The organism is Maribacter cobaltidurans, assembly GCF_002269385.1.
GTDB lineage: Bacteria > Bacteroidota > Bacteroidia > Flavobacteriales > Flavobacteriaceae > Maribacter > Maribacter cobaltidurans.
Genome location: NZ_CP022957.1, coordinates 2,417,015 through 2,440,307, shown reverse-complemented (window position 1 = coordinate 2,440,307; position 23,293 = coordinate 2,417,015). Strand labels below are relative to the sequence as shown.

20 protein-coding genes are annotated in these 23,293 nt (G+C 40.4%); 17 read left to right on the top strand and 3 right to left on the bottom strand.

Annotated features, from left to right (window positions below):
• Positions 1–5 precede the first annotated feature (5 nt).
• Positions 6–710 (top strand): TIGR04283 family arsenosugar biosynthesis glycosyltransferase, encoded by a 705-nt coding sequence (locus CJ263_RS10635; protein WP_094997249.1) that lies wholly within the window; start codon positions 6–8, stop codon positions 708–710.
• Here CJ263_RS10635 and CJ263_RS10630 read toward each other — a convergent pair whose 3' ends face one another.
• The 3 genes from CJ263_RS10630 to CJ263_RS10620 form a co-directional block, all read right to left on the bottom strand.
• Entirely contained in the window at positions 711–1,748 is a 1,038-nt protein-coding gene (locus CJ263_RS10630) for an N-acetylmuramoyl-L-alanine amidase family protein (RefSeq protein ID WP_188669446.1), read from the bottom strand.
• A gap of 49 nt (positions 1,749–1,797) precedes the next feature.
• The gene (locus CJ263_RS10625) at positions 1,798–2,757 is read right to left on the bottom strand and encodes a hypothetical protein (protein ID WP_094997247.1); all 960 of its coding nucleotides are present in this window, start codon (positions 2,755–2,757) and stop codon (positions 1,798–1,800) included.
• Positions 2,758–2,870: 113 nt separating this feature from the next.
• Positions 2,871–3,878 carry a glycoside hydrolase family 113 gene (locus tag CJ263_RS10620; RefSeq protein WP_094997246.1) on the bottom strand — a complete coding sequence of 336 codons (1,008 nt, stop codon included), beginning with the start codon at positions 3,876–3,878 and terminating at the stop codon, positions 2,871–2,873.
• A 249-nt stretch (positions 3,879–4,127) separates the two neighbouring features.
• Between CJ263_RS10620 and CJ263_RS10615 the strand changes: the two genes are divergently transcribed.
• The 16 genes from CJ263_RS10615 (at position 4,128) to CJ263_RS10540 (ending at position 23,255) form a co-directional block, all read left to right on the top strand.
• Positions 4,128–5,474 carry an NAD(P)/FAD-dependent oxidoreductase gene (locus CJ263_RS10615; protein WP_094997245.1) on the top strand — a complete coding sequence of 449 codons (1,347 nt, stop codon included), beginning with the start codon at positions 4,128–4,130 and terminating at the stop codon, positions 5,472–5,474.
• Between the two features lie 29 nt (positions 5,475–5,503).
• Positions 5,504–7,087, top strand: coding sequence for a 4Fe-4S binding protein (locus CJ263_RS10610; RefSeq protein WP_094997244.1), 1,584 nt, complete (start codon positions 5,504–5,506; stop codon positions 7,085–7,087).
• A gap of 247 nt (positions 7,088–7,334) precedes the next feature.
• Positions 7,335–7,640, top strand: a complete 306-nt coding sequence (locus CJ263_RS10605; RefSeq protein WP_094997243.1) for a GIY-YIG nuclease family protein — start codon at positions 7,335–7,337, stop codon at positions 7,638–7,640.
• 247 nt (positions 7,641–7,887) lie between these two features.
• The gene (locus tag CJ263_RS10600) at positions 7,888–8,577 is read left to right on the top strand and encodes a glycosyltransferase family 2 protein (protein WP_094997242.1); all 690 of its coding nucleotides are present in this window, start codon (positions 7,888–7,890) and stop codon (positions 8,575–8,577) included.
• Position 8,578: 1 nt separating this feature from the next.
• The gene (locus CJ263_RS10595) at positions 8,579–10,063 is read left to right on the top strand and encodes a cellulose synthase family protein (RefSeq protein WP_094997241.1); all 1,485 of its coding nucleotides are present in this window, start codon (positions 8,579–8,581) and stop codon (positions 10,061–10,063) included.
• Between the two features lie 145 nt (positions 10,064–10,208).
• Positions 10,209–10,820 carry a hypothetical protein gene (locus CJ263_RS10590; RefSeq protein WP_094997240.1) on the top strand — a complete coding sequence of 204 codons (612 nt, stop codon included), beginning with the start codon at positions 10,209–10,211 and terminating at the stop codon, positions 10,818–10,820.
• Positions 10,821–10,975: 155 nt separating this feature from the next.
• On the top strand, positions 10,976–12,046 hold the full coding sequence (locus CJ263_RS10585) for a hypothetical protein (protein WP_094997239.1): 1,071 nt from the start codon (positions 10,976–10,978) through the stop codon (positions 12,044–12,046).
• Positions 12,047–12,175: 129 nt separating this feature from the next.
• Positions 12,176–12,646: a hypothetical protein gene (locus CJ263_RS10580; protein ID WP_158657128.1), complete on the top strand. Its 471-nt coding sequence runs from the start codon at positions 12,176–12,178 to the stop codon at positions 12,644–12,646.
• A 186-nt stretch (positions 12,647–12,832) separates the two neighbouring features.
• A complete protein-coding gene (locus CJ263_RS10575) occupies positions 12,833–13,198 on the top strand; it encodes an iron chaperone (protein WP_094997237.1) in 366 nt (121 codons plus the stop codon).
• Positions 13,199–13,370: 172 nt separating this feature from the next.
• Positions 13,371–14,939, top strand: coding sequence for a carboxylesterase/lipase family protein (locus tag CJ263_RS10570; RefSeq protein ID WP_094997236.1), 1,569 nt, complete (start codon positions 13,371–13,373; stop codon positions 14,937–14,939).
• A 473-nt stretch (positions 14,940–15,412) separates the two neighbouring features.
• On the top strand, positions 15,413–16,906 hold the full coding sequence (locus CJ263_RS10565; RefSeq protein ID WP_094997235.1) for an alpha-L-fucosidase: 1,494 nt from the start codon (positions 15,413–15,415) through the stop codon (positions 16,904–16,906).
• 160 nt (positions 16,907–17,066) lie between these two features.
• Complete coding sequence (locus CJ263_RS10560; protein ID WP_094997234.1) at positions 17,067–18,737, top strand: SulP family inorganic anion transporter; 1,671 nt, start codon at positions 17,067–17,069, stop codon at positions 18,735–18,737.
• A 173-nt stretch (positions 18,738–18,910) separates the two neighbouring features.
• Positions 18,911–19,579 carry a peroxiredoxin gene (locus CJ263_RS10555; RefSeq protein WP_188669445.1) on the top strand — a complete coding sequence of 223 codons (669 nt, stop codon included), beginning with the start codon at positions 18,911–18,913 and terminating at the stop codon, positions 19,577–19,579.
• A 57-nt stretch (positions 19,580–19,636) separates the two neighbouring features.
• Positions 19,637–20,965 carry an MBL fold metallo-hydrolase gene (locus CJ263_RS10550; RefSeq protein WP_094997233.1) on the top strand — a complete coding sequence of 443 codons (1,329 nt, stop codon included), beginning with the start codon at positions 19,637–19,639 and terminating at the stop codon, positions 20,963–20,965.
• A gap of 91 nt (positions 20,966–21,056) precedes the next feature.
• Positions 21,057–22,400, top strand: a complete 1,344-nt coding sequence (locus CJ263_RS10545) for a glycosyltransferase 87 family protein (protein ID WP_094997232.1) — start codon at positions 21,057–21,059, stop codon at positions 22,398–22,400.
• Positions 22,401–22,634: 234 nt separating this feature from the next.
• Positions 22,635–23,255: a GNAT family N-acetyltransferase gene (locus CJ263_RS10540; RefSeq protein WP_094997231.1), complete on the top strand. Its 621-nt coding sequence runs from the start codon at positions 22,635–22,637 to the stop codon at positions 23,253–23,255.
• Positions 23,256–23,293: the final 38 nt, after the last annotated feature.

Sequence of the window (23,293 nt, the reverse complement as noted above, 5' to 3'; positions counted from 1 at the left end):
TACCCATGCCCAAGGAACTTCCGGATATTAGCATTATCATCCCCGTCCTGAACGAGGAGGACTATATCCTAAAAGTCCTAGAAAGCATTGCCCTAAATGCCACCTCCAATCAAATCAAGGAAATTCTGGTCGTTGATGGCGGCAGTAGGGACCAAACCGTAAAAGTAGCTAGGGGCAAGGGTGTCCAGGTAATTACAGGGCCCAAGGGAAGGGCCAAACAAATGAATTTAGGTGCCAAAATCGCTACTGGTCAATTATTATATTTCCTGCACGTGGACAGTCTTCCCCCGTATGCCTTTGATGCTAAAATCATCGATTCCCATATTAAGGGGTTTAAAGCGGGAAGCTTTCAGCTTCGGTTTGATACTTCCAGTCTCTTCCTCAGATTCTTTGCTTGGTGTACCAAAATAAACCAACCCATTTGCCGCGGCGGGGACCAATCGCTTTTTGTGGCCAAAACGTTGTTTGAAGAACTTGGCGGATTTAATGAGAACTATGTGATCTATGAGGACAACGAATTCATAGGCCGATTGTATAAAAAAACCTCATTCAAGGTCATCAACGATTATGTACAAACCTCAGCAAGGAGATATTTAAAAATAGGTATGGTAAGGCTGCAGTATCACTTTGCCATCATCCACCTCAAACATTATTTGGGAAAGGGCCCGGAAAACCTCTACAGTTATTACCAAAAGAATATCGCCCTTTAACTATCGTTCCTCAAAATCGAGGATAACCCCTTCGGAAATCCATTTGGCCAAGGCTTGCCGATTATCCGGATCTAAAATACGTCGCTGGTCCTTTTCATTTCGGATGTTACCAATTTCGATAAAGGTCATGGCCGGATGTGTCTTTTTTACCAAGAACAAAGAGGTTCTATCCTCAAAAGTACCGGAATAGTTCCTGTTGGGCTGATATAGTTTGTATTTGGATTCAAAAGTCTTGTGGATGCTTTCTGCCAATCGTTTCCCATTGGTACTTTTTTCATGATGATAAAAGAACACATCGATATTCTGGCCCTTGCTCCTACTATCTACATGGGTTACGATCAAACGCTGGTACGCTCCTTTGTTCTTTTTATAGAGATCGTTGACAATATCTACACGCTGTTGCAGCCTATCCAATTGGTTCAGGGGAATTTCCTTGTCCGGATAAGCGACCTCATCCCTATCTATTTCCAATATCCGTTCTTCCCGGATCCCATCATTCTCATCCCTGATGATAATATAGACCGTTGCACCATGGGACAATAGTTCCTTCGCCAAACGCAAGGTGATATCATAGGCATATTCATCCTCGGCTATGGATTTGCCCGCGTAAACCGCCATGGCACCGGGATCAGGACCGCCGTGCCCGGATACCAGATAATAGATGGCACCTTTTAACCGCTCACTTTTGGACAGCACCGTTTTATGGTCTTCCCCAAAAATGTCAAAGGTTTTAGAGTCTACCTCCTTTACCTTTGAGGCCTGTTTTTGTATGGTATCTACCACTGGAACCGTATCCAGCTGCACCTTAGGGATAACATAGGTCTTACCTTCCAAAAGGTGGATACTATCCCTCAGATTATCCAAGTTAATGTCTATAAACTCGTGATAGTACTCATACGGATTTACCCCATGTTTTCTCAGTAGGGAATAAATACCGTCCCCCTTTTCTGCGGTTACAGTGGTCAAAGTATCCTGCGAAAACATCACGGAAGTGGAGACCAAAGAAAGAAAAATGAATGGAAAAGCTTTCCGCACCATACATTTTTGAAAAACAAAGTTCATGCCGAATAAAGTCATAGGTCCCACATTAGTTTTCCAGGTTCAGCTGTGAATAATCCTCGAGGATACCGTCGTTCAATAAACCGACCAATGACTTTTTTTCGGATTTTAAATTAAATCCAGGAACAGTGGCATGGGAAGCGTCTGTAAAATTTAAAATAATGACGGGTGGAATCAAGTTATTGGCCAAATACATACTCTCCTTGTCCTTAAATGGATTGGTCTCGCTTTTAACTTTACTTGGTACGACAGCATTTTTTCTAAGTACTTGGCTTAAAACCGATGCAAATTGAAGTCCTTCCTTGCTCTGCCCATTATGACTGATACTCAAAACCATATTTTGATGCTTCCCGATGGTGTCCTCCAACAGGATTACACGCTGATAGCTACCATTATGCCTAAGGTATTTTTTATTGATAATGCTGGAATATTCACCATACATTTCCATTTTTACGCCCCTGGGAAGCGAATCCAACGCGGTTTTTTCCATTTTTGAATTCTCCAAAATATATACCCTTGCCCCTTTCAGCACTAAATCCTTGGCCAACCGATTCGCCACATCATCAAATCGTTTCTTGGAGTCCACCACACCGGAATGCACAAAATAGTACACCGTGTTTCGCAAAGTGCTATCCTTTAAGTTCATTTGGGATAGTTGCTCTTCATTAAAGATGGGTCCCTCCTCTCCTTCACTTGCATCAATTCGGATTCCGGTGACTTTAAAGGAATCGGGGGCATTGGGAAGCCTATATTCCTTACCTACGATCAATTCACTACCGTTCTTTATATGCTCGCTATTCAGTCTTAAGAATTCTTCATAATACTTAATGGGATGTATTCCGGATTTCCTTAACACCGAAAAGATACCGTCACCCGTTTTCGCCACAACGCTAGGATAGGCATCCTGACCCGATGACGAAGAAAAAGTAAACAATAAAAACAAAATAAATAATGCTCTTTGAGCAGGGAAAAAGGTATGGCTGCGCATGCTAATCGTGTTCTACTACAAATATTATCAAAAAATATAGCCACGACAAAACAGTTGGACCATCTTATTTTATAAATCCCTGTAATAATCCAGAAGCCTAAAATTAATTGCGATTAATCCTTGTGTTGCTTGTAGTAGTTGGCAATGATACCTTGTGACGGTTTGTTCTGGGGTGTAAACCGGTTGTCCTTGTCCCCGCCGGAGCGGTCATGTTGAATGAACCATTTCCAAACGAAACCACCGGCAAACCAATCCTCGTTCCAAAATTCCTCAAAAATAGCCTTTTTGGCATTGGACTGCCCTTCCATGTTTACACCTTCCTCGGTACGGTCTACCAACCAAGGTTTCTTGGCCGTAAAATCCATACTTCTGTATCCAAATTCCGTGAAAAGTACCGGCTTTTTGGTATTCAACGATAGTTCCGCTATTTTCTGTTTCCAAGGCTGCCAACCCAATTTCAATTCTTCTACCGAAGGTGTTTTCGATTCGGACAAAGGAAAATAGGCATCGATACCAATAAAATCAAGTTTATCCCAAAACGGTGTTCTGGCATATTCGTCCCAATTGGCCGCATAGGTAATTTTTCCCGAATATATTTTTCTAACCTTCCCAATTAATTCCCGCCAGTACTCCGGTCTGTTCGTAACAAAAGTTTCCAACTCGGTCCCGATACAAAAAACAGCCGCCTTGGTTTCCTCGGCCAATTCTGCATAATTAAGGATGAACTTATTATATGAATCTTCCAAAGTCTTCCAATCCTCCAGGGATTGCATTTTTATGGTTCCGGTAAACTGTCCGCCCCCGATCCATATCTGCGGTTTTACCATCACCCTTAATCCATTTTTCTGCAAGAGCTCTATATATTGCTTGGCGCCCTTTCTAGTCTCCCCGAACCATTGTCTGTCGGTATCAAAAAAGATAGTTGGCGAACTCAAGTCCCTAATAAATCCAAAAGGCATGACAGAAGCGCTATTGGCATAAATTTTCATCAATTCATCCACATGGGGTTGTGCCACCTCTTCCCTGGAAGCGACAAAACTTACACCATTGAATTTTTTCTGGGACCTCCCAGAACAACAAAACTGGAAAAAGCATAACAAGATTAACCCTAAATTCCTCATACCTAAGCATTGTAGGTTCTAAAATAATGCTTTTAATGATTCTTTGTTTGGGCAAAACCTAAATCCTATGTTAAACTTTATGGGACCCCCTATTGTGAAAAATAGACTTCTAATGGACTTTATTCAAGTTACAATTATAGTGGTATATACTTTCCTTCAAAATCATATCCTATTTATATTCTTTATAAATTCATGGCAACTGTTAAGTAATTACTTTTATAAACGACTCAGCATAACAAATACCCACCCATGGAACATATAGTCATTATTGGAAACGGAATTTCGGGAGTGACCCTGGCCCGTCATATTCGAAAACTTTCCAATAAAAAAATTACCCTGGTTTCTTCCGAAGCAAAATATTTCTTCTCCCGTACCGCACTCATGTATGTATATATGGGCCATATGAAATTTGAACACATACAGCCCTATGAAAATAGGTTTTGGGAAAAAAACCGCATAAACCTCATAAACGGACATGTGGATAAGGTACTGACCAAGGAAAAAACCGTTTCACTTTCCAACGGTAATACTATCGCCTATGATAAATTGGTCATTGCCACAGGCTCCAAACCGAACAAATTTGGTTGGCCAGGTCAGGATTTGGAGGGTGTTCAAGGGCTTTATTCCAAGCAGGATTTGGAAAATTTGGAGGAAAATGCCCCAAATAAAAATCAGTGTAAAAGAGCAGTTATCGTTGGCGGCGGACTCATAGGAATAGAAATGGCCGAAATGTTGCGGAGCAGGGAAATTCCCGTAACCTTTTTGGTGCGGGAAACCAGTTTTTGGAACGGAGTATTGCCCAATGGGGAATCTGAAATGATCAATGAACATATTAGGGAACATCATATTGATTTACGATTGGATACCAATCTAAAAGAGATCCTATCGGATGAAAATGGCCGGGCCAAAGCCGTAGTGACGGATAAGGGAGAAACTATTGCCTGCGATGTTGTAGGATTGACCGCTGGCGTAACCCCCAACACCGATTTCCTGAAGGATTCCGGCATTGAATTGGGAAAAGGAGTTAAAGTGAATCGATTATTGGAAACCAATATAAAGGACATCTACGCTATTGGGGACTGTGCAGAACAGCATGAAGCCATAGGACTACGAAGGCCCGTGGAGGCCGTTTGGTATACCGGACGCATGATGGGCGAAACCCTGGCGCAGACCCTTTGTGGAAACCCCATGGAATATAATCCCGGACATTGGTTCAACTCCGCCAAGTTTTTGGATATAGAATACCAAACCTATGGTTGGGTCTTTAGCGAAAGAAATAAAAAGGATTACGAAAAGCATTTTCACTGGAGACATCCGGAAAAGAAAATTTGCATCACCATGGCCTTTCATAAAGAAACGGGGGAGTTTCTTGGTATTAACAACTTTGGTATTCGTTTGCGCCATGAACTATTTGATAGGTGGTTGAACGAAAAAAGAAGTATTCAATATGTATTGGAGCACCTTAAGGATGCCAATTTTGACCCGGAGCTATATGCTACCTACGAAGATGCCATTATCTCTCGATTCAATACAGATTTCGGCCAGAACATCCAACCTAAAAACAAGAGTTGGAAAAGAATACTAAACCTTCACTAGACACAGACCGACATTCAAAAACAACGACCATGAGTACTCTAGATAAAAGCATGTCCCTATCCGGGGAACCACCAAAGGCCTTGAACACCAACCAGAAAATATCCGTGTTGATCGGTATGACCGGTCTTGGCATTCTTGTCCTGCAACTCTTCAACCTGCAATTGGGCAACAGTGCCCTTTGGTTGAGCATCTCCCTATTGTTGATTTTCTTGGGCGTGTTCCTATTTTCCCAAGCAGCCTATGCCCATAAACACGAGGGTATAAAAAACGACGGGGTGTGGTTCAAATCCATTTCAAGTAGAGGACTTTTGGGCTGGCTGACCGGGATAGCACTGACAGGGTTCTATATAGTGCTCTATTTCTATCCACAATATTTGGGTCTGGTGCAGGATGGGGACAACACCGGAGTAATCGCCCTCTTTGACCCGCTGAGCAAGGCCTTGAGCGGCAATCCTGCGAGCCAGTGGTTTGTGTATGGCACTTTGTACACTGTGGGTATTTTAGCCTTCGGTATAAAATTCATGTGGAAATACCGCCATAGCGGCTATCAACGCCTACGGACACTCAGCGTCATGTTCTTTCAGACGGCATTTGCCTTTATTATTCCAGAAATTATGGCTCGGTTAAACGGGGACCTGCCCTATTACGACCTTAAGAATATGTGGCCCTTGAACTACTACAATTTTGAACGGTATAGGGTGAACGGTTTTATCGATGCCGGCGATATTGGCCTAGCCATGTTACTTTTTGGTATTCTCTCCATTTTTGTCATTTCTCCTATTCTTACATATAAATATGGAAAAAGATGGTACTGTTCCTGGGTATGCGGATGTGGTGCCCTGGCGGAAACCGTTGGGGACCCTTTTAGACAATTGAGCGATAAATCAAAGTTTGCTTGGAAAGTGGAACGTTGGGTGGTTCATAGTGTGGTGGTTTTCGTGACCCTCATGACTACGGCCGTTATCTATTCCTATTTGGGGAACGATACGAGTAAATATTGGTTGACCAAAACATCCTTTCTGATTGGGGTTGCAGTGATACTGACCGCTGTTTTTGCCTGGGCCATGATTTACAAAAGGGACCAGCTGCAAAAGGATGCACGGTATGGGGCCATTAGCTACTTCGTAATCATTATGGTGCTTTTGGGCATGCACTTTTTTAGTGGAGAAGGGAACATTTTCCTATTCAAGTCGAGTACCTTAAGAACAACCTACAGCTTTTTAATTGGGAGCATCTTCTCTGGTGTTATTGGAACGGGCTTCTATCCCATTTTTGGGAGTAGGGTCTGGTGTCGCTTCGGATGTCCCATGGCGGCCATCTTGGGCTTTCAGCAACGCTTATTTTCTAGATTTAGGATTACCACGAATGGGGGACAGTGCATTTCCTGTGGCAATTGTTCCACCTACTGCGAAATGGGTATAGACGTACGTGCCTATGCACAAAAGGGAGAGAACATCGTACGTTCCAGTTGCGTAGGGTGTGGAATTTGCTCCGCCGTATGCCCACGTGGTGTATTAAAACTGGAAAACGGACCGCAAGAGGGTCGCATAAACCCTACGGAAGTTCTTTTGGGCAATGATGTGGATTTGATGGAATTGGTGAATAGAAAGTAGGTCTCAATAAGTATGTATATGGGTCCTCGACAGGCCTGTCCTGAGCGGAGTCGAAGGGCTAGGACTGACAATCGAAATACGAAATGTCACACTGAGCTTGTCGAAGCGCAGGTCAATAAAAAAGTTGGCTACAATTTTATGTTTTAGGTCCTCGACAGGCCTGTCCTGAGCGGAGTCGAAGGGCGAGGACTGACAATCGTATGATAAATGTCACGCTGAGCCTGTCGAAGCGCATTAATTCAATTGAATGAAATTCTACTACGTATACATTTTAAAATGTTCGGACAGCACATTGTACACTGGCGTGACCAATGACTTGGACAAAAGAGTAATTCAGCATCAAAATGGCTTCAGAAAAGATAGTTATACCTATTTAAGAAGACCTGTAAAATTGGTTTGGCAGATTCAATGTGAAAATCCATCCGAAGCGATAAAAATCGAAAAACAGATAAAGGGTTGGTCGCACAGAAAAAAACAGGCTTTGATAAATGAAAACTGGAGCGACCTTATTAAGTTTTCTAAAAATTACACGCAGTTTGGAAAAGGAGAATAATTCCTTTCCAATTGTCACGCTGAGCCCATTCAACCGCGAAAAAGGTGTCCAAAAGATATATGCAATCGGTTCTCGACGAGGTCGGACTGACAAATGAAAACCGAAATGTCACGCTGAGCCGGTCGCAGCTTATACAACCAAAACTTCAACCTCATTAATAAGAAGTATTCCAAAAGATTGTAAGTTATTGGTACTTTTGCGACTGATTTCACTTTGATATGGTAAACCGCCTACTTCTTATAAGATAATGACAGATATCAAAGTTATCATTCCGGCTTTTAACGAAGCAGATTCCATCACCCATGTCATTAATGACCTTCCCAAATCGGTTTCCGAAATAATAGTTGTTAACAACGATTCTTCTGATGCAACCGTTGAAAACGCCCGTGCTGCAGGCGCTACGGTCCTAACAGAGACCAAAAAAGGCTATGGATATGCCTGCCTATGCGGTATGGATTACATTGCCAAACAATCCAAACAACCGGATATTATCGTATTTATTGACGGAGACTATTCCGATTATCCGGAAGAACTGGATAAGATAGTAGCTCCCATTATTGAAAACGATCTTGATTTTGTTGTAGGGGCCAGAAAAAAAAGTTTGCGGGAAGAGGGTTCCATGACCCCGCAACAGGTTTTTGGCAACCAATTGGCCACATTTCTAATGCGATTATTTTTTGGGTCGAAATTTACGGATTTAGGACCTTTTAGGGCGATAAAATACGAAAGTCTCAAAGAATTAAAAATGGAGGACAAAACGTACGGATGGACTGTGGAAATGCAATTGAAAATTTTGCGAAAAAAAATGGCATATACCGAAGTACCAGTACGTTACAAACAAAGAATTGGCGTTTCAAAAGTGTCCGGTACGGTAAAAGGTACTATCTTTGCCGGAGTAAAAATATTGGGTTGGATCTTTAAATACAGTTTAAAATAATATGGCACTTACCATCTCTTACATTATCATCGCGATCTATAGTATTGCACTGCTGTTGATCTTCTTTTACAGTTTGGCTCAATTGAATCTTTTGGTCAATTACCTTTCCCAAAAAAGAAAGAACCAGACCGCTCCAAAATTCAATTTATTGGATCCCAGGGAAATTCCATTTGTGACCATTCAGCTACCAGTGTATAACGAGGAATATGTCATGGAACGCCTTTTGGAGAATATCGCCAAAATAGAATATCCAAAGAGCAAATTGGAAATCCAGGTGTTGGATGATTCTACCGATGACTCGGTTGCCGTTACCGCACAGCGAATTTCCGAACTACAGGAAACCGGGTTGGACATACAACATATTCGTAGGACCGATAGAACAGGCTTCAAGGCCGGTGCCCTTAAGGAAGGACTAAAGATTGCCAAGGGCGAGTTCATTGCCATCTTTGATGCCGACTTTATGCCATCCTCCGATTGGTTAAAGAAAACCGTTATCTATTTTAAAGACCCTGAAATTGGCGTTGTACAGACCCGTTGGGGACACTTGAACCGCGACTATTCCACCTTAACCAAAATACAGGCTTTTGCATTGGATGCCCACTTTACCTTGGAACAAGTAGGTAGAAATGCCAAAGGACACTTTATCAATTTTAACGGTACAGCAGGTATTTGGAGAAAAGAGACCATCTTGGATGCCGGTAACTGGGAGGGCGACACCTTGACCGAGGATTTGGACCTTAGCTACCGTGCCCAATTAAAGAACTGGAAATTTAAATATTTGGAGGATGTGGAGACTCCTGCCGAGCTTCCCGTAGTAATCAGTGCAGCGCGTTCCCAACAGTTCCGTTGGAACAAGGGCGGTGCCGAAAACTTTAGAAAAACCGTTTGGAGTGTAATCACTGCCAAGAACATACCTTTTAAGACCAAGTTCCATGGGGTGATGCACCTATTGAACAGTAGTATGTTCCTCTGTGTATTTTTGGTAGCTCTTTTAAGCATACCTGCGCTGTATATCAAAAACACTTTTGGCCACTTGGATTGGGTTTTCTCATTGTTGAACCTCTTTGTGGTAAGTACCATTATTCTTTTTATCTGTTATTGGTTTACCTATAAGAGCGTACAGGGAAGTAGTTTTGATGGATTCATAGACTATATCAAATTGTTTTTTACCTTTTTCTCGGTGGCCTTGGGCTTTTCCCTGCACAATTCACTAGCTGTATTGGAAGGCCATATGGGCAAGCGCAGTGAATTTGTACGTACGCCAAAATTCAACATCAATAATTTGACCGAGAGTTGGAAGGGCAATAAATATTTGGCCAAGAAATTGTCCCCTAATATGATTTTGGAATTCGCCTTAATGTTGTATTTCCTTTTTGGCATGTACAGTGCGGTTCCCTTAAACGATTTTGGACTCTTCCCGTTCCACTTTATGTTGTTCCTAGGCTTTAGCTTTGTATTCTTTAAAAGCTTAACGGCCAGGGCATAAAAGACAAAAATTTCAAAATATAAAGGACGGCGATTGCCGTCCTTTTTTATGCCCGTATGTTATTATTGGCTATATTCCGTATATAAAAGAAATATGTGTAATTGTACACATATACAATTGTTAGCTGCAACCTGAAAAAGACAACATGAATAGACCTGTCAAAATTCTACTGATAATACTCGGAATTCTAGTCTTGATTTTCGGTGGATTTTATCTCTTCATACATATTGCATTTGACGGGATATTTACAGGACCGTCTTACACTAAACAGGACTTAATTGATAATTATGAACAGAGAAAAAGTGAAGTCATTGAAGTCAAAACCTTTTTAGATTCAAAAATTTCTTCTGACACATATATTGACGTGGAGTTTGATAATAGAGACCTAGGAATATTTCATGTAAAGAAAAATGGAACTTATGACAGCAATTGGGATTTAGATATTGACTCAAAGAAAACTGATTCACTTCTAAATGTAATCGGTTTGACGAAAAACGACCTAATAACTTTAGAAACGAAACTTGGCAAGGCAAACTGTATTTCAGTAGCAAGTGGTAATCCGACAAGAATTGGGTGGCAAAGAAGTGGTATGGGAAAGTTCTTCTACGACATTTTTGACCAGAACTTGAATGACAGTTTAATAAGTCAATATAATGGTGGTTGCACCTACATTTATTACAAGGACAATGTCGTTTTAGAATATGGTGGTGGTGCAATTGGACCCCAATGTTTTCCAGGATATGAAAGAAAAAAATAAAAGGCAGCAGCTAACAAAACCTATACACAATGCGGGGTTTTGTGCTAAATTGAAAGTAAAAGAGTATTAACATACATATCGGCAAGCTGACAGTGAAGAGCTTTCTATTTCCGCACTGCGCATAGCCAGACCGTTGGCAATAATTAATTGAAACTTTGAACGACATACTATTTATTTACCCTAATGATGACGTCTATCTCCCGGAGGGGTTTCATTTTTCACATAACGTCTGTACTAGATTATATGATGACCTTGTTTGGATATTAAAAGATGCTACAATCCAGAGAAAATTTAAAGTTAGAATAGATTTTGACTTAAGTAATGAACGACCTGATTCAGAAAATGTAGACATAATTGAATGGCTACTTGAAAAGGGTTATAAAAAAGAAGTAGACGAAATAATTAGTAAAAATTTAATGTCTGGTCTTATTTCGGACAGTTGTCATTTCATATATCAAGCTCTAAATAGTGCAAAAAAAATTAAACTCACCGTTGCAATAAGTTTATTGAGAAAGCCATTTTTAGAGAACCTTTTAATCATTGAGCAATTATTAGTGGATGAAAGTGATTTCTTAAGAAGATTTGAATCAGAAGCAAATAAATTCGATCCTGGAAAAGTTAAAACCGAAAGGAAAAAAGAACTAATTGAAAACTGCATAGATTCAATTAGGCCAAATTCTTTTCTATCATCCGACTTTATTAATGAATTGCGCTGGGATAAGAACAATCCAAATAGCCTTTATGCATATTCGAATATAGCCACTCATTTAGTAACCACTAGAAATCCATCATACAAAACCGAAAAAAATAATCTCAATCTAATTTTTTCTGGAGAACATGAATGGCTTTCTCAGCTGGATTATTTCTACTACTTTTTACCCTTCATTCTATACTATTCAACCGAAGTAGTTGACACCTATCTTTTAAAAAATAAAATGATAACGAAAAAGAAAGGCATTGAAAGAAAGTTTCTTAGAATAATTGGCCAAATGTTATTGCACGAACAACATGACGAAAGGTCCGAGAAAGGAAAAACGGGTCTTACAAGCCTCTCAAGAAAACTTAAGGTAAAATGTAAAAAATGCAATAAAACAAATCAATTGTATAAGTCTGATTTGTTCAATTTGGTTAACGATGACTATGTTCTATGCAAATTCTGTCTATATGACCTACTAAGAGAAACAGAGTCTTTAAATCAAATGATGAAAAAATTTGTTGAATTTTAATTATTGTCAACACCGGCTATAATTCATTGCTACATAATCTTTAAATTTAAGACTAACAAGCATTAACAAGGCCTTATTTCGTTGCGGTTCGTTGTGCTTAACGTTGAAGAATCAAATCACATTCAAAATTTGAATAGAAAAGAAATATATTGGTTAATTGGAACCATAGGACTTTTTATATTTCTAATATTCGCCATTCTTGGATTGGATGGATTTAAAACGGACTCTACTCTGGAAATAAATATCCACGACACTTATTTTATAATTGCAAATTTTCATTTTGTTGCTTTAATTTTTGTTTTCACATTCTTTGTAGTCTATCTATTGCGAACAATTAGACGGAAATTTAAAAACATCACGGCTAATCTAATTCTAATGATGGTTACTGTAGCTTTCATTCTAGTTCTTGGAAAAACTATTGGAATATTGGACTTTTTCAGTGTGCCGTCTGATAATAAAACATTTGTGCAGGAAAAGAATCCAGTAGGACAAGTAATGCGCATTTTTTCAATAATTTTTCTTGGTTTACAAATCGCACTTCTCATTTTGTTGGCATATTGCGGATTTGAAACTGGACGAAATCACAACCCAGGAAAATAAAACACTAAGCACAACAAATTGTATAATTAATTGCGGTCCGATTCCCAAAATGGAATCCATAACAATCAAAAATTAAAGAAATTTTTTCCAATTTTGGTATTCTGCAAAGTTCGTTGAACATGTACTTGCGAGGATTTTACACCAATTTCTATACGACATTAAAACAACCTTTTAAACGTTCTAATCATGAAACCGAAAACTGTGGAGGAATATATTGAAGATGCACCTGAAGCCGCACAGGAAAAATTAAAGGAACTGCGTTCTCTTTTACGCGATGTCTCCCCCAGTGCAACCGAAACATTAAAATGGGGGAAACCGGTATTTGAATCTAAAACGATACTCTATGCCTATTCCGCACACAAATCCCATGTAAGTTTCATTCCCACCGGACCTGCGTTAAAGCCCTTTGAAAAAGAACTATCCGGTTATACCGTAAAAAAAGACTCTATTCAATTTACCTATGCCAAACCATTACCTAAAGAGCTCATACGTAAGATTGCCAAATACAGAGTGCAGGACGTTGAGGAAAATGATGCAAAGTGGAAGTATTAACACCACCTTCAAAATAAACAATCTGATGCAAAAAGAAGTTTTGAAGGTCTATCCCATTACCTTTCAAAAGAAGAAACAATAACTAAAAAATACAGGCAATAGAACAATATTTGTGGTAGAATAAATTTTTAGTGTAAATTTAACACTAATAAAATTTAAACACTGAACCCATATGAAACCAAAAATAAGGGCTTTTATCGTACTACTTTTTGTTGCAGGGATAAGTTTTACCGCTTGTAAAACCGACCCGGAACCAAATAAAGAGGTAGACCTAGAAATTGAAACCACTAATGGTAAAATAACAGGCACCTTAAATGATAGCGTTTATGCCTACAAAGGAATTCCCTATGCCAAGGCCGAACGATTTATGCCTCCCAAGGATCCCGAAGCTTGGGATGATGTTCGCGAATGTACCGATTTTGGGCCTGTAGCCAGACAAGTGGTGCCCTGGTATCCTGATGAGATGCAGAGCGAGACCGACCTGTTTAGCTTGAATGTCTGGACCCGCGGAATAAACGACGGTAAAAAACGTCCGGTTTTGGTTTGGTTACACGGAGGTGGCTTCTTTGTGGGTGCCAGTAACGACCCTATGACCTATGGAGAAGCGTTGGCCAAAAAAGGAGATATTGTCATGGTTTCGGTCAATCATAGATTAAACATTCTAGGATTTCTTGATCTTTCCAAGTATGGAGAGGAATATGCAGAATCAGCAAACGTAGGGATGCTGGACATCGTGAAAGCTTTGGAATGGACTAAAAACAATATTGCAAACTTCGGGGGTGACCCTGCAAATGTGACTATAGTAGGTGAATCTGGGGGCGGTGGAAAAGTAGGTACCTTAATGTGTATGCCTGCGGCGAAAGGATTGTTCAACAAGGCCATTATACAAAGTGGTACGTTGATAAACGCTATGACCAAAGAGAAGTCACAGAAATTGGCCGCAACCGTATTAGAGAAATTGAACGTTGACCCGGAAGACATTAAAAAACTGGATACCATTGCCTATCCCGATCTTGTAAAAGCAGGAAATGAAGCTGTAGCCGAAATTTCTGGCCCCAGAACTCCGGGTTCATCAGGAATGTTTGGTTTTGCGCCCTCTGCTGACGGCGAGATATTGCTCCAGCAGCCTTTTAGTCCAGGTTTTGCCGATATTTCAAAAGATATTCCCGTAATGATCGGTTCAACATTGAATGAGCTTATGCCTGTCGCTTACGGAAATAAGACCTTGACCTTAGAACAGGCCAAAGACAGTCTAGCCAAGGAATACGGAGCTAAAACCGATGAATATGTGGCGCTATACGAAAAAGCGTATCCGGATTATACCCCTCAGGACCTTTTGTCTATTGATAAAATGTTTAGACCTTATACCATTCGTACCGCGGATGCAAGAGCTGAAGAATCGGATGCTCCAGTCTACGCCTACTTACTCGCCTGGAAAAGCCCCGTTGAGGAAGCTTCCAAAGGTTCGTTTCATGGTTTGGATATCCCTTTGGCGTTCAATACCGTTGATCTTAGGGCAGACTGGACGGGCAATGGAGAAGATGCTTGGGAGCTCGCTGACAAGATGAGTTCTGCATGGATCAATTTTGTAAAAAAGGCAGATCCCAATGTGGAAGGCGTACTTCCCAAATGGGAGCCATACACCGAAGAAAATGGAGCTACAATGTATTTTGACACGGAATGCCGTATTGTTCACAACCATGATCGGGAATTGATGAATTTTATCCGACCTTTGGATTAGTGAGACTAGTCATTTTCCCATTTTAGGAGAACTTTTAAGAATAAACAATACAGTGAAGGGGCCATCAAAAATGGTCCCATTTCGTTTCGTATTCACTGGTAAAGTTGATGTTCCATCTTAAAAGTGGTTCATTCTCAGTATACGTGACCTCTACTTTAAATCGGTAAGAATAAATTCTTCTTTTAAAGAACAAAAACTAGGTATAGTTATCAGCATAGAAGTAATCGCCTTTAACTTCCGAAATTCACCAACGACCGAGTGATAAGGTCTTTAAGTAAAAATCCGGCAATGAAAAGAAGAGCCGCACAAAAACCTATTTCGTAGGTTTTTATCTTGATTTTACCTCTATCATAGCGTGAAAGAATACTCACCGTACAATTAGACCTTCATTCCGTTAAAAACTCAAATTCAGATTTGTTATATTTCAGCTTATTTAACCGATAATCCAATTTTTGGTCTTAACGCAATTACCCATGAATACAACCCTGAAAAAATTAGTCCTCTACTCATTTCTTTTATGTTCCATGCATTCCTTCTCCCAAGCCATTTTGGAAGATGAACGCTATGTGCCCGAAACGGACCCTTTGGTCCTGGAAAAACTGGATCAATGGCAGGATATTAAGTTCGGATTGCTCATGCATTGGGGGGCTTACAGCCAATGGGGCATTGTAGAATCATGGTCCATTTGTCCGGAGGATTATGGTTGGTGCGAACGGACCAAGGGAAGTCACCCAGAAAATTATTTCTTGTATAAAAAAGAATATGAAGACCTGAAAAAGACCTTTAATCCCGTAAAATTTGATCCGGACAAATGGGCGGATGCTGCAAAAGCAGCTGGGATGCGATATGTCGTTTTCACCACAAAACACCATGATGGTTTTTCCATGTTCGATTCCAAATACACCGATTATAAAGTCACCGACCCAGAATGTGCCTTTAGTGATAACCCTAAGGCCAACATTACTAAGGAAATTTTCGATTCCTTTAGGGCCAAGGATATGTGGGTTGGGGCCTATTTCTCCAAACCGGACTGGCACCATGAAAATTACTGGGACCCCTATTTTCCGCCACAGGATAGAAACGTAAATTATGACCCAGCGCTGTATCCCGAAAAGTGGGAAAAATATGTACAGTTTACCCATAATCAATTATTGGAGCTTTTAACGGATTATGGCGATGTCGATATCATTTGGCTCGATGGGGGTTGGGTAAAAAAGCGCGACCAACAGAACCTGGAGGAAAACTATGCAGAGAAATTTGCCGAAAACACCTCTGGGAACGGATTTATAAAACATAGAATGGTTTCCCAAGATATCCGCATGGACGAACTGGTTACCAAAGCCCGGGAAAAGCAACCTGGACTTATTGTCGTGGATCGCGCCGTTTACGGTAAAAACCAGAACTACCTTACTCCGGAGAATAGAGTACCGGAAAAGGAACTACCCTACCCTTGGGAATCCTGTATCATTTCCGGGGACGGATGGTCCTATACGCCCGATTCAAAATATATCTCCGGTAAAGAGGGGGTACAGATGTTGGTAGATATCGTTGCCAAAGGCGGAAATCTTCTATTGAATATAGCCCCATCTCCGGAAGGGGAATGGGACCCGGGAGCCTATCAGCTGCTACAGGAATATGGAAAATGGATGGATGTCAACAGTGAGGCTATTTATAACAGTCATACGCTAGCACCCTACAAAGAGAATAACATTTGTATTACCCAACAAGATAATGGAAACACGTATTTCCTGTATTTAGTTGAAGAAGATGAAACCCAAATGCCATCAACGATTACCATAAACTCACACCAACCGGCGAAAGGGAGTACCGTATCGCTTTTAGGGTATAATACACCTTTGAAATGGACCGCTAAAGAGGATGGCTTTGTGGTAAATATTCCTAACTCCGTCAGAAAGAATCCACCAAGCGACTATGTCTGGACGGTTAAAGTATCCAAATTGGAATAATCACCCAAAGAGAATTTTTTGAAACAGGTGATATTTCATATCCTAGCCCTAAATCGATTTTTATCAAAAAAACCGACAGATTCGGTATCTTACTAGTGTAAATATTTTGGAGACTACCTTTTCATAGGATACCGTTTGATAAAACATAAAAAGAAACACTATGCGCAATAAATTCTTCAATTTTAAACACATAAAAGGAGATTTTACCGGTGGCTTGGTTGCTGGAGTTGTAGCTCTCCCATTGGCCCTCGCTTTCGGTGTACAATCTGGTTTGGGCGCAACGGCAGGTTTATATGGAGCAATCGCAGTTGGCATTTTTGCGGCCATGTTCGGAGGAACGGAAACCCAAGCCAGTGGTCCAACCGGTCCAATGACTGTGGTATCGGCGGCCTTAGTTGCTACCGCTATGCAAATGAATTCCGGTTCGGAGGGCGCTATGAACATAATAGTATTAACCTTTCTATTGGGCGGAGCATTTCAGGTGGTATTTGGTTTTTTGAATATTGCAGGCTATGTTAAATATTTTCCCTATCCCGTTATCTCAGGTTTTATGAGCGGTGTGGGCCTTATAATCATCATCTTGCAAATTTTTCCTTTTTTGGGCATGGACTCCGCAAAGTCTACGGTTGCTGTGTTGAAGGACGTACCAAGGATAGCTTCGGAAATCAATCTACAAGCCCTACTACTGGGGGCCGTAACCATTGCGGTCTATTTCATTTTTCCCAAAATCACCAAGGCCGTTCCCAGTGCTCTGGTAGCCTTGATCGTAGCAACTTTGATTGCTTATTTTACCAAAATGGACGTTCCCTTGATTGGTGAGATTCCGTCCGGATTGCCCGCTTTACAACTCGGTGGAATTCTAAGCGTAGATCCTAGTGTCTATCCCAAAATCATCGAATATGCTTTGGTATTGGCCGTATTGGGAAGTATCGATTCCCTATTGACATCCGTCATTGCGGACAATATGACCAAGACCAAGCACAATAGCAATAGGGAACTTATCGGGCAAGGCATAGGGAATATGTTGGCAGCAGCTATTGGAGGTATTCCCGGTGCAGGTGCCACAAAGGGAACGGTGGTCAATATCAATGCCGGAGGCAGAACGCGTTTATCGGGCATATTCCATGGTCTTTTCCTTTTGGCCGTTTTATTGGGTCTTGGACAACTGGCCGCTCATATTCCGCTGTGTGTTTTGGCCGGATTGTTGATTCCCATTGGCTTTAAAATAATCGATTTCAAGGGGCTTAAACATCTACGAAAAGTACCTAAGGCAGATGCCGTTGTACTTTTATTGGTGTTATTGGTAACCACATTTGGAAGTTTGATCCATGCTGTGGGGATTGGGATTGCCCTGGCATGTTTGCTATTCATGAAAAAATCCGGCGACATCGGAGAAAAAGGATTGGAAGTGGGAAATATTTCTGAAATCGATGGAGAGAAACCTTGGCAGGACGAGATTCAATTCTACGATAAGTATAAGGACAAGGTTATCGTAAAACATTTATATGGCCCCTTGTTCTTTGGTTTTACTTCCTATTTTAAAGACCAAATCAAAACACTTTCAAAAGATGTAAAAGCTGTTATTATCCGTATGGATAGGGTGCCTTACATGGACCAAACGGGCCTGTATGCCTTGGAGGATGTAATCTTTGACCTTGAAAAAGAGAATATAGAGGTGATTCTGGTAGGCTTGAAAGAGCAGCCTAAAGATATGCTGGAAGCCGTGGATATTATTCCGAATTTAATACCTCCTGAAGACATTTTCGACCATATTGGCGACAGCTATGCCTATCTCAGAAACAAATTGAAGGCAGGGGAACTGCCCAGCTGATTTCAGATTAAAAATGTTTTAGACATATATTTCCCTCTATAATCCCTTAACACTTCGGGAATAGGGTTAAACAATAGTTAATTTGGGTTTTATGTAACTAGGGTTACACCCTAGCTCTTTTTCATAGTTTATTTTTATTGAAAATTAATAATTCAATAAATAAAATCAATATTATGGAAAATGTAGCTGAGCTAAAAGAAAAGCCAACGATGATGCCAAGAATTGGGGACATTGCCCCGGATTTTGTGGCCAACACGACCAAAGGAAAAATAAAATTCTCGGATTTTGCCAAAGATAAATGGGTGGTCATGTTTTCACACCCTGCGGATTTTACTCCGGTCTGTACCACAGAAATGAGCGGATTCGCTACTAGAAAAAGTGAATTTGATGCTTTAAACACCGAGTTATTAGGGTTGAGTATAGATAGTATTCATGCCCATTTGGGTTGGGTACAGAATGTTAGGGAAAACACCGGTGTGTATTTTGATTTTCCCATTATTGCGGACTTAGATATGAAGGTTTCCAAACTATATGGCATGCTTCAGCCCAACGAAAGTGAGACCGCTGCCGTCAGGGCCGTTTTTTTCATAGACCCGAAAAAGAAAATCAGGCTCATCATGTATTACCCTTTGAATGTAGGTAGAAACATGGATGAGATCTTAAGGGCATTGGAAGCATTACAAACTTCGGACAAACACGGTGTCGCCATGCCCTTAGACTGGAAAAAAGGGGATAAGGCAATTGTTCCACCACCAAAATCCTTGGATGAACTTAATGCAAGATTGGCAGACGATTCGGTGGAAAAGGTAACTTGGTATCTTGCCAAAAAAAGTTTAAATTAAAAATGTATTTTCTAAAGGCGTCTTTTCCAAAGGCGCCTTTTTTAAAAAACTAATTTTATGATTATAAAACAATTTGAGTACTCCCCTTTGGCCCATTATTCCTATGCCATAATTAGCGATGGTGAAATGGCCATTATAGACCCAGAAAGGGACCCCATGCAATATTACGAACTCGCCTATGAACATGAGGCAAAGATTGTAGCGGTTATTGAAACCCACCCACATGCAGACTTTATAAGTTCCCACCTTCAAATTCATGAAGAAACAGGGGCTACCATATACAATAGTGAAAAATTGGGTGCGGATTATCCGCACGTAGCCTTTGATGAAGGAGATACCATTTCGATAGGAAAGGTGACCTTGTCGGCTATTAATACTCCCGGGCATTCCCCGGACAGTATTACCATAGTGGCCAGAAGCGGGAAGCAAACCGCCTTATTTACCGGGGATACTTTGTTTATTGGAGACGTAGGAAGACCGGACCTCAGGGAAAAGGCCGGAAACATGAAGGCAAAACGCCAGGAATTGGCAGAAATGATGTATCATACCATTCAGAACAAGTTTAATGAGCTGCCGGATGACGCCTTGGTTTACCCTGCCCACGGAGCAGGCTCCCTATGTGGTAAAAATTTGAGTTCTGACAAGAGCAGTACCCTTGGTAATGAGAGAATGGGCAATTGGGCATTTAAAAAACAGACCAAAGAGGATTTTGTAAACTATTTATTGGATAGCCAGCCCTTTATTCCTTCCTATTTTGGGTTTAACGTGGACATCAACAAAGCAGGGGCAAAAAATGTGAGAAAAGCGAATGCCGATTTCATTTTTAGGTTAAATACAATAGAAAAAGGCTTGATTATCGATATTAGAAATGCCGCGGATTTTAAAAAGGGACACGTACCAGGGAGTATCAACATACAGGCCAACTCGCAAAAAGACAAATTTGAAACCTTGCTCGGATCTATAGTTGAGCCCAAAGAGTCTTTTCATATTGTAATTGACAACCCTTATGAAATGGATTCCATCTTGGACAGGGTTTCCAAAATAGGCTACGAAGGGCAATTGAAATCAGTACTTACTTTAGAGCCGCATCAGTTGGAAGAAGGCAGTATTTTGGATTTGCCAGATTTTAAAAAAAATCCATCAAACTATACCATTGTTGATATACGGAATCAAAGTGAGATCAATGACGGGAAGTTTTTTGAGCAAGCCTTGGCTCATCCTTTAAACGATCTAAGAAATACATACCAAGAAATACCACAAGACAAACCTATTGTAGTGCATTGTGCAGGGGGCTATAGAAGTGCTGCCGGAAGCAGTTTGCTCAGTAAACTTATGAAAAATGTAACCGTATTGGACCTAGGTGAGAATATAACGGAGTTTAAATAAGGTATCGATTCTTTTGTATTTGAGGGATACAAATTTTAGGAGTTGAAATAATCCGTTAAATTCGTGCGATTGTACAACCCAACACAACAACGTGCCAAAAAGGTTAACTACGTATCTTCAACTCCACAAACTGCCTCTACTTTTTGCGCTGTTCTCCTTGATATTTTACTATACCTTGGCGTATCAGTTGGAGCGCACGGACTACCTTAAACTCTTTACATTATTTGCGGCACTTTTCTTTTTTTGTTGGAAACTCATCCAATTTGAAAAGTGGAATTACAGATTCCTCCTGATAACAGGAATTCTCGCCAGATTGATATTTATTGCTTTGGAACCTCATCTATCCCAGGATTTCTATCGGTTTATTTGGGATGGAGAATTGGTGGTCAATTTCATAAACCCTTATTTGGAAACCCCAAACGCCTTAATGGAAAATCTGGGACTGCCCATTGCAAATGCTCAGGAATTGCATCAGGGAATGGGAACTTTAAGTGCGAAACATTATAGTAGTTATCCACCCCTCCACCAACTTGTTTTTGCTTTGGCCGCCCTCTTGGGGGGTAAAAGCATTATGGGTTCCATTATGGTCATGAGGGTCTCCGTCATATTGGCCGATTTAGGTATTTTTTATTTCGGCAGAAAACTTTTGAAAAAGCTAAACCGTTCCCCACACCTCATCTGCTGGTACTTTTTAAATCCTTTGGTAATCGTGGAACTAACGGGGAACCTCCATTTTGAAGGTATTATGTTGTTCTTTTTGGTTTGGTCGCTCTATTTACTTTCCCAAGATAAATGGCAACTGGCCGGAGTGGTAATGGCCTGTTCCATTTCGGTGAAATTAGTGCCACTTCTTTTTATGCCTTTGTTCCTAAATCATTTAGGTCTAAAAAAGAGTCTATTCTTCTATTTTATCATTGGAGCAACTTCTTTAGCATTGTTCGTTCCCTTTTATCACCCGGATTTTATTTCGAATTACTCCCAAACGATGGGACTTTGGTTTTCAAATTTTGAATTTAATGCCGGAATATATAACGTCGCCAAGAAAATTGCCATATCCATGGATGAGAAACCTTGGGAGTTTATCAAGGATTATGGAAAGGTTGTTCCATACATAACCTTGGTAACGGCCATACTTTTAACTTTCCTGAGAAACAATAAGGACCTCTTGAAGTTAATGACTTCCATGATGTGGATCATCACCCTATATTATATGATATCCACAACGGTTCATCCATGGTATATCATTTCCATCCTTTTGTTGGGCACCTTTAATTCCTTCAAATTTCCTGTAATTTGGACAGGGATGGTGGTATTGAGTTATTTTGCCTACTCCCAAATGGACAATAAGGAAAACTTATTTTTATTGGCTTTGGAATATTCGGTGGTTCTCGGTTTTATGGGTTATGAGATTTTTTTACATCCTAACAAAAAGTAAAGTTTTTGTAAAAAATATATCCACTTTTACATAGATAGGATTTAATTTGTATTTTTACTTCATAATGAACGAGAACCATTACATTTCGATTTCTACGAGTATAACTACTCCCATCAGTCCGTTCGTATCTCGCCGTCGTCGCCCGTAAGGGTTGTATATATTTCATGGAATTAGGTGAGTCCATTTCCGCACGAGCAAAATCTTATTTTTTATTTCTTTTAAACTATAATAGCAATGAAGCTAGTTGTTGCTAACGAATCACACTTTAAATACGCACAGATAATCTGTGATACCATAGCAGAATCCGCTAAGGTCCGGGGAACGGGTATTGCCAAACGCACTCCTGAATACATCCAAAAAAAACTGTCGAACGGTAATGCAATCATTGCCTTGGACGGCGAAAAATTTGCAGGCTTTTGTTACATCGAGGTTTGGGGACATGAAAAGTTCGTGGCCAACTCAGGATTAATCGTTCATCCCGATTATAGAGGCCAAGGACTTGCGAAGACCATTAAGGCCAGAATTTTCGAATTGAGCAGGGAAAAATTTCCCGGTGCCAAAATATTCGGGATTACTACGGGACTGGCGGTTATGAAAATCAATTACGAACTGGGGTATCAACCTGTCACCTTTTCCGAACTAACGGATGATCCCGATTTTTGGAAGGGATGCCAAACCTGCAAAAACTTTGATATTTTGACCCGTACCGAACGTAAAATGTGCCTCTGCACCGGAATGCTCTATGACCCGGAACAAAAGGAAAAGAATAAAAAGAAAAAAGAAATCAACAGCAAATCCTTTAAACGCTTAAAAAGTATCAAGGAAGCTTTGTTCTTCAAAAAAGAAAACAAATAATAACAGTCTAATTCCCTCTTCAGGGAACTAAATACAAT

Coding starts and splice junctions, on each gene's coding strand:
- CJ263_RS10605 (WP_094997243.1), top strand. CDS start 7,335: ATGAAATTCTACTACGTATACATTTTAAAATGTTCGGACAGCACATTG.
- CJ263_RS10630 (WP_188669446.1), bottom strand. CDS start 1,748: ATGGTGCGGAAAGCTTTTCCATTCATTTTTCTTTCTTTGGTCTCCACT.
- CJ263_RS10635 (WP_094997249.1), top strand. CDS start 6: ATGCCCAAGGAACTTCCGGATATTAGCATTATCATCCCCGTCCTGAAC.
- CJ263_RS10540 (WP_094997231.1), top strand. CDS start 22,635: ATGAAGCTAGTTGTTGCTAACGAATCACACTTTAAATACGCACAGATA.
- CJ263_RS10625 (WP_094997247.1), bottom strand. CDS start 2,757: ATGCGCAGCCATACCTTTTTCCCTGCTCAAAGAGCATTATTTATTTTG.
- CJ263_RS10565 (WP_094997235.1), top strand. CDS start 15,413: ATGAATACAACCCTGAAAAAATTAGTCCTCTACTCATTTCTTTTATGT.
- CJ263_RS10550 (WP_094997233.1), top strand. CDS start 19,637: ATGATTATAAAACAATTTGAGTACTCCCCTTTGGCCCATTATTCCTAT.
- CJ263_RS10600 (WP_094997242.1), top strand. CDS start 7,888: ATGACAGATATCAAAGTTATCATTCCGGCTTTTAACGAAGCAGATTCC.
- CJ263_RS10595 (WP_094997241.1), top strand. CDS start 8,579: ATGGCACTTACCATCTCTTACATTATCATCGCGATCTATAGTATTGCA.
- CJ263_RS10590 (WP_094997240.1), top strand. CDS start 10,209: ATGAATAGACCTGTCAAAATTCTACTGATAATACTCGGAATTCTAGTC.
- CJ263_RS10610 (WP_094997244.1), top strand. CDS start 5,504: ATGAGTACTCTAGATAAAAGCATGTCCCTATCCGGGGAACCACCAAAG.
- CJ263_RS10615 (WP_094997245.1), top strand. CDS start 4,128: ATGGAACATATAGTCATTATTGGAAACGGAATTTCGGGAGTGACCCTG.
- CJ263_RS10620 (WP_094997246.1), bottom strand. CDS start 3,878: ATGAGGAATTTAGGGTTAATCTTGTTATGCTTTTTCCAGTTTTGTTGT.
- CJ263_RS10570 (WP_094997236.1), top strand. CDS start 13,371: ATGAAACCAAAAATAAGGGCTTTTATCGTACTACTTTTTGTTGCAGGG.
- CJ263_RS10560 (WP_094997234.1), top strand. CDS start 17,067: ATGCGCAATAAATTCTTCAATTTTAAACACATAAAAGGAGATTTTACC.
- CJ263_RS10575 (WP_094997237.1), top strand. CDS start 12,833: ATGAAACCGAAAACTGTGGAGGAATATATTGAAGATGCACCTGAAGCC.
- CJ263_RS10555 (WP_188669445.1), top strand. CDS start 18,911: ATGGAAAATGTAGCTGAGCTAAAAGAAAAGCCAACGATGATGCCAAGA.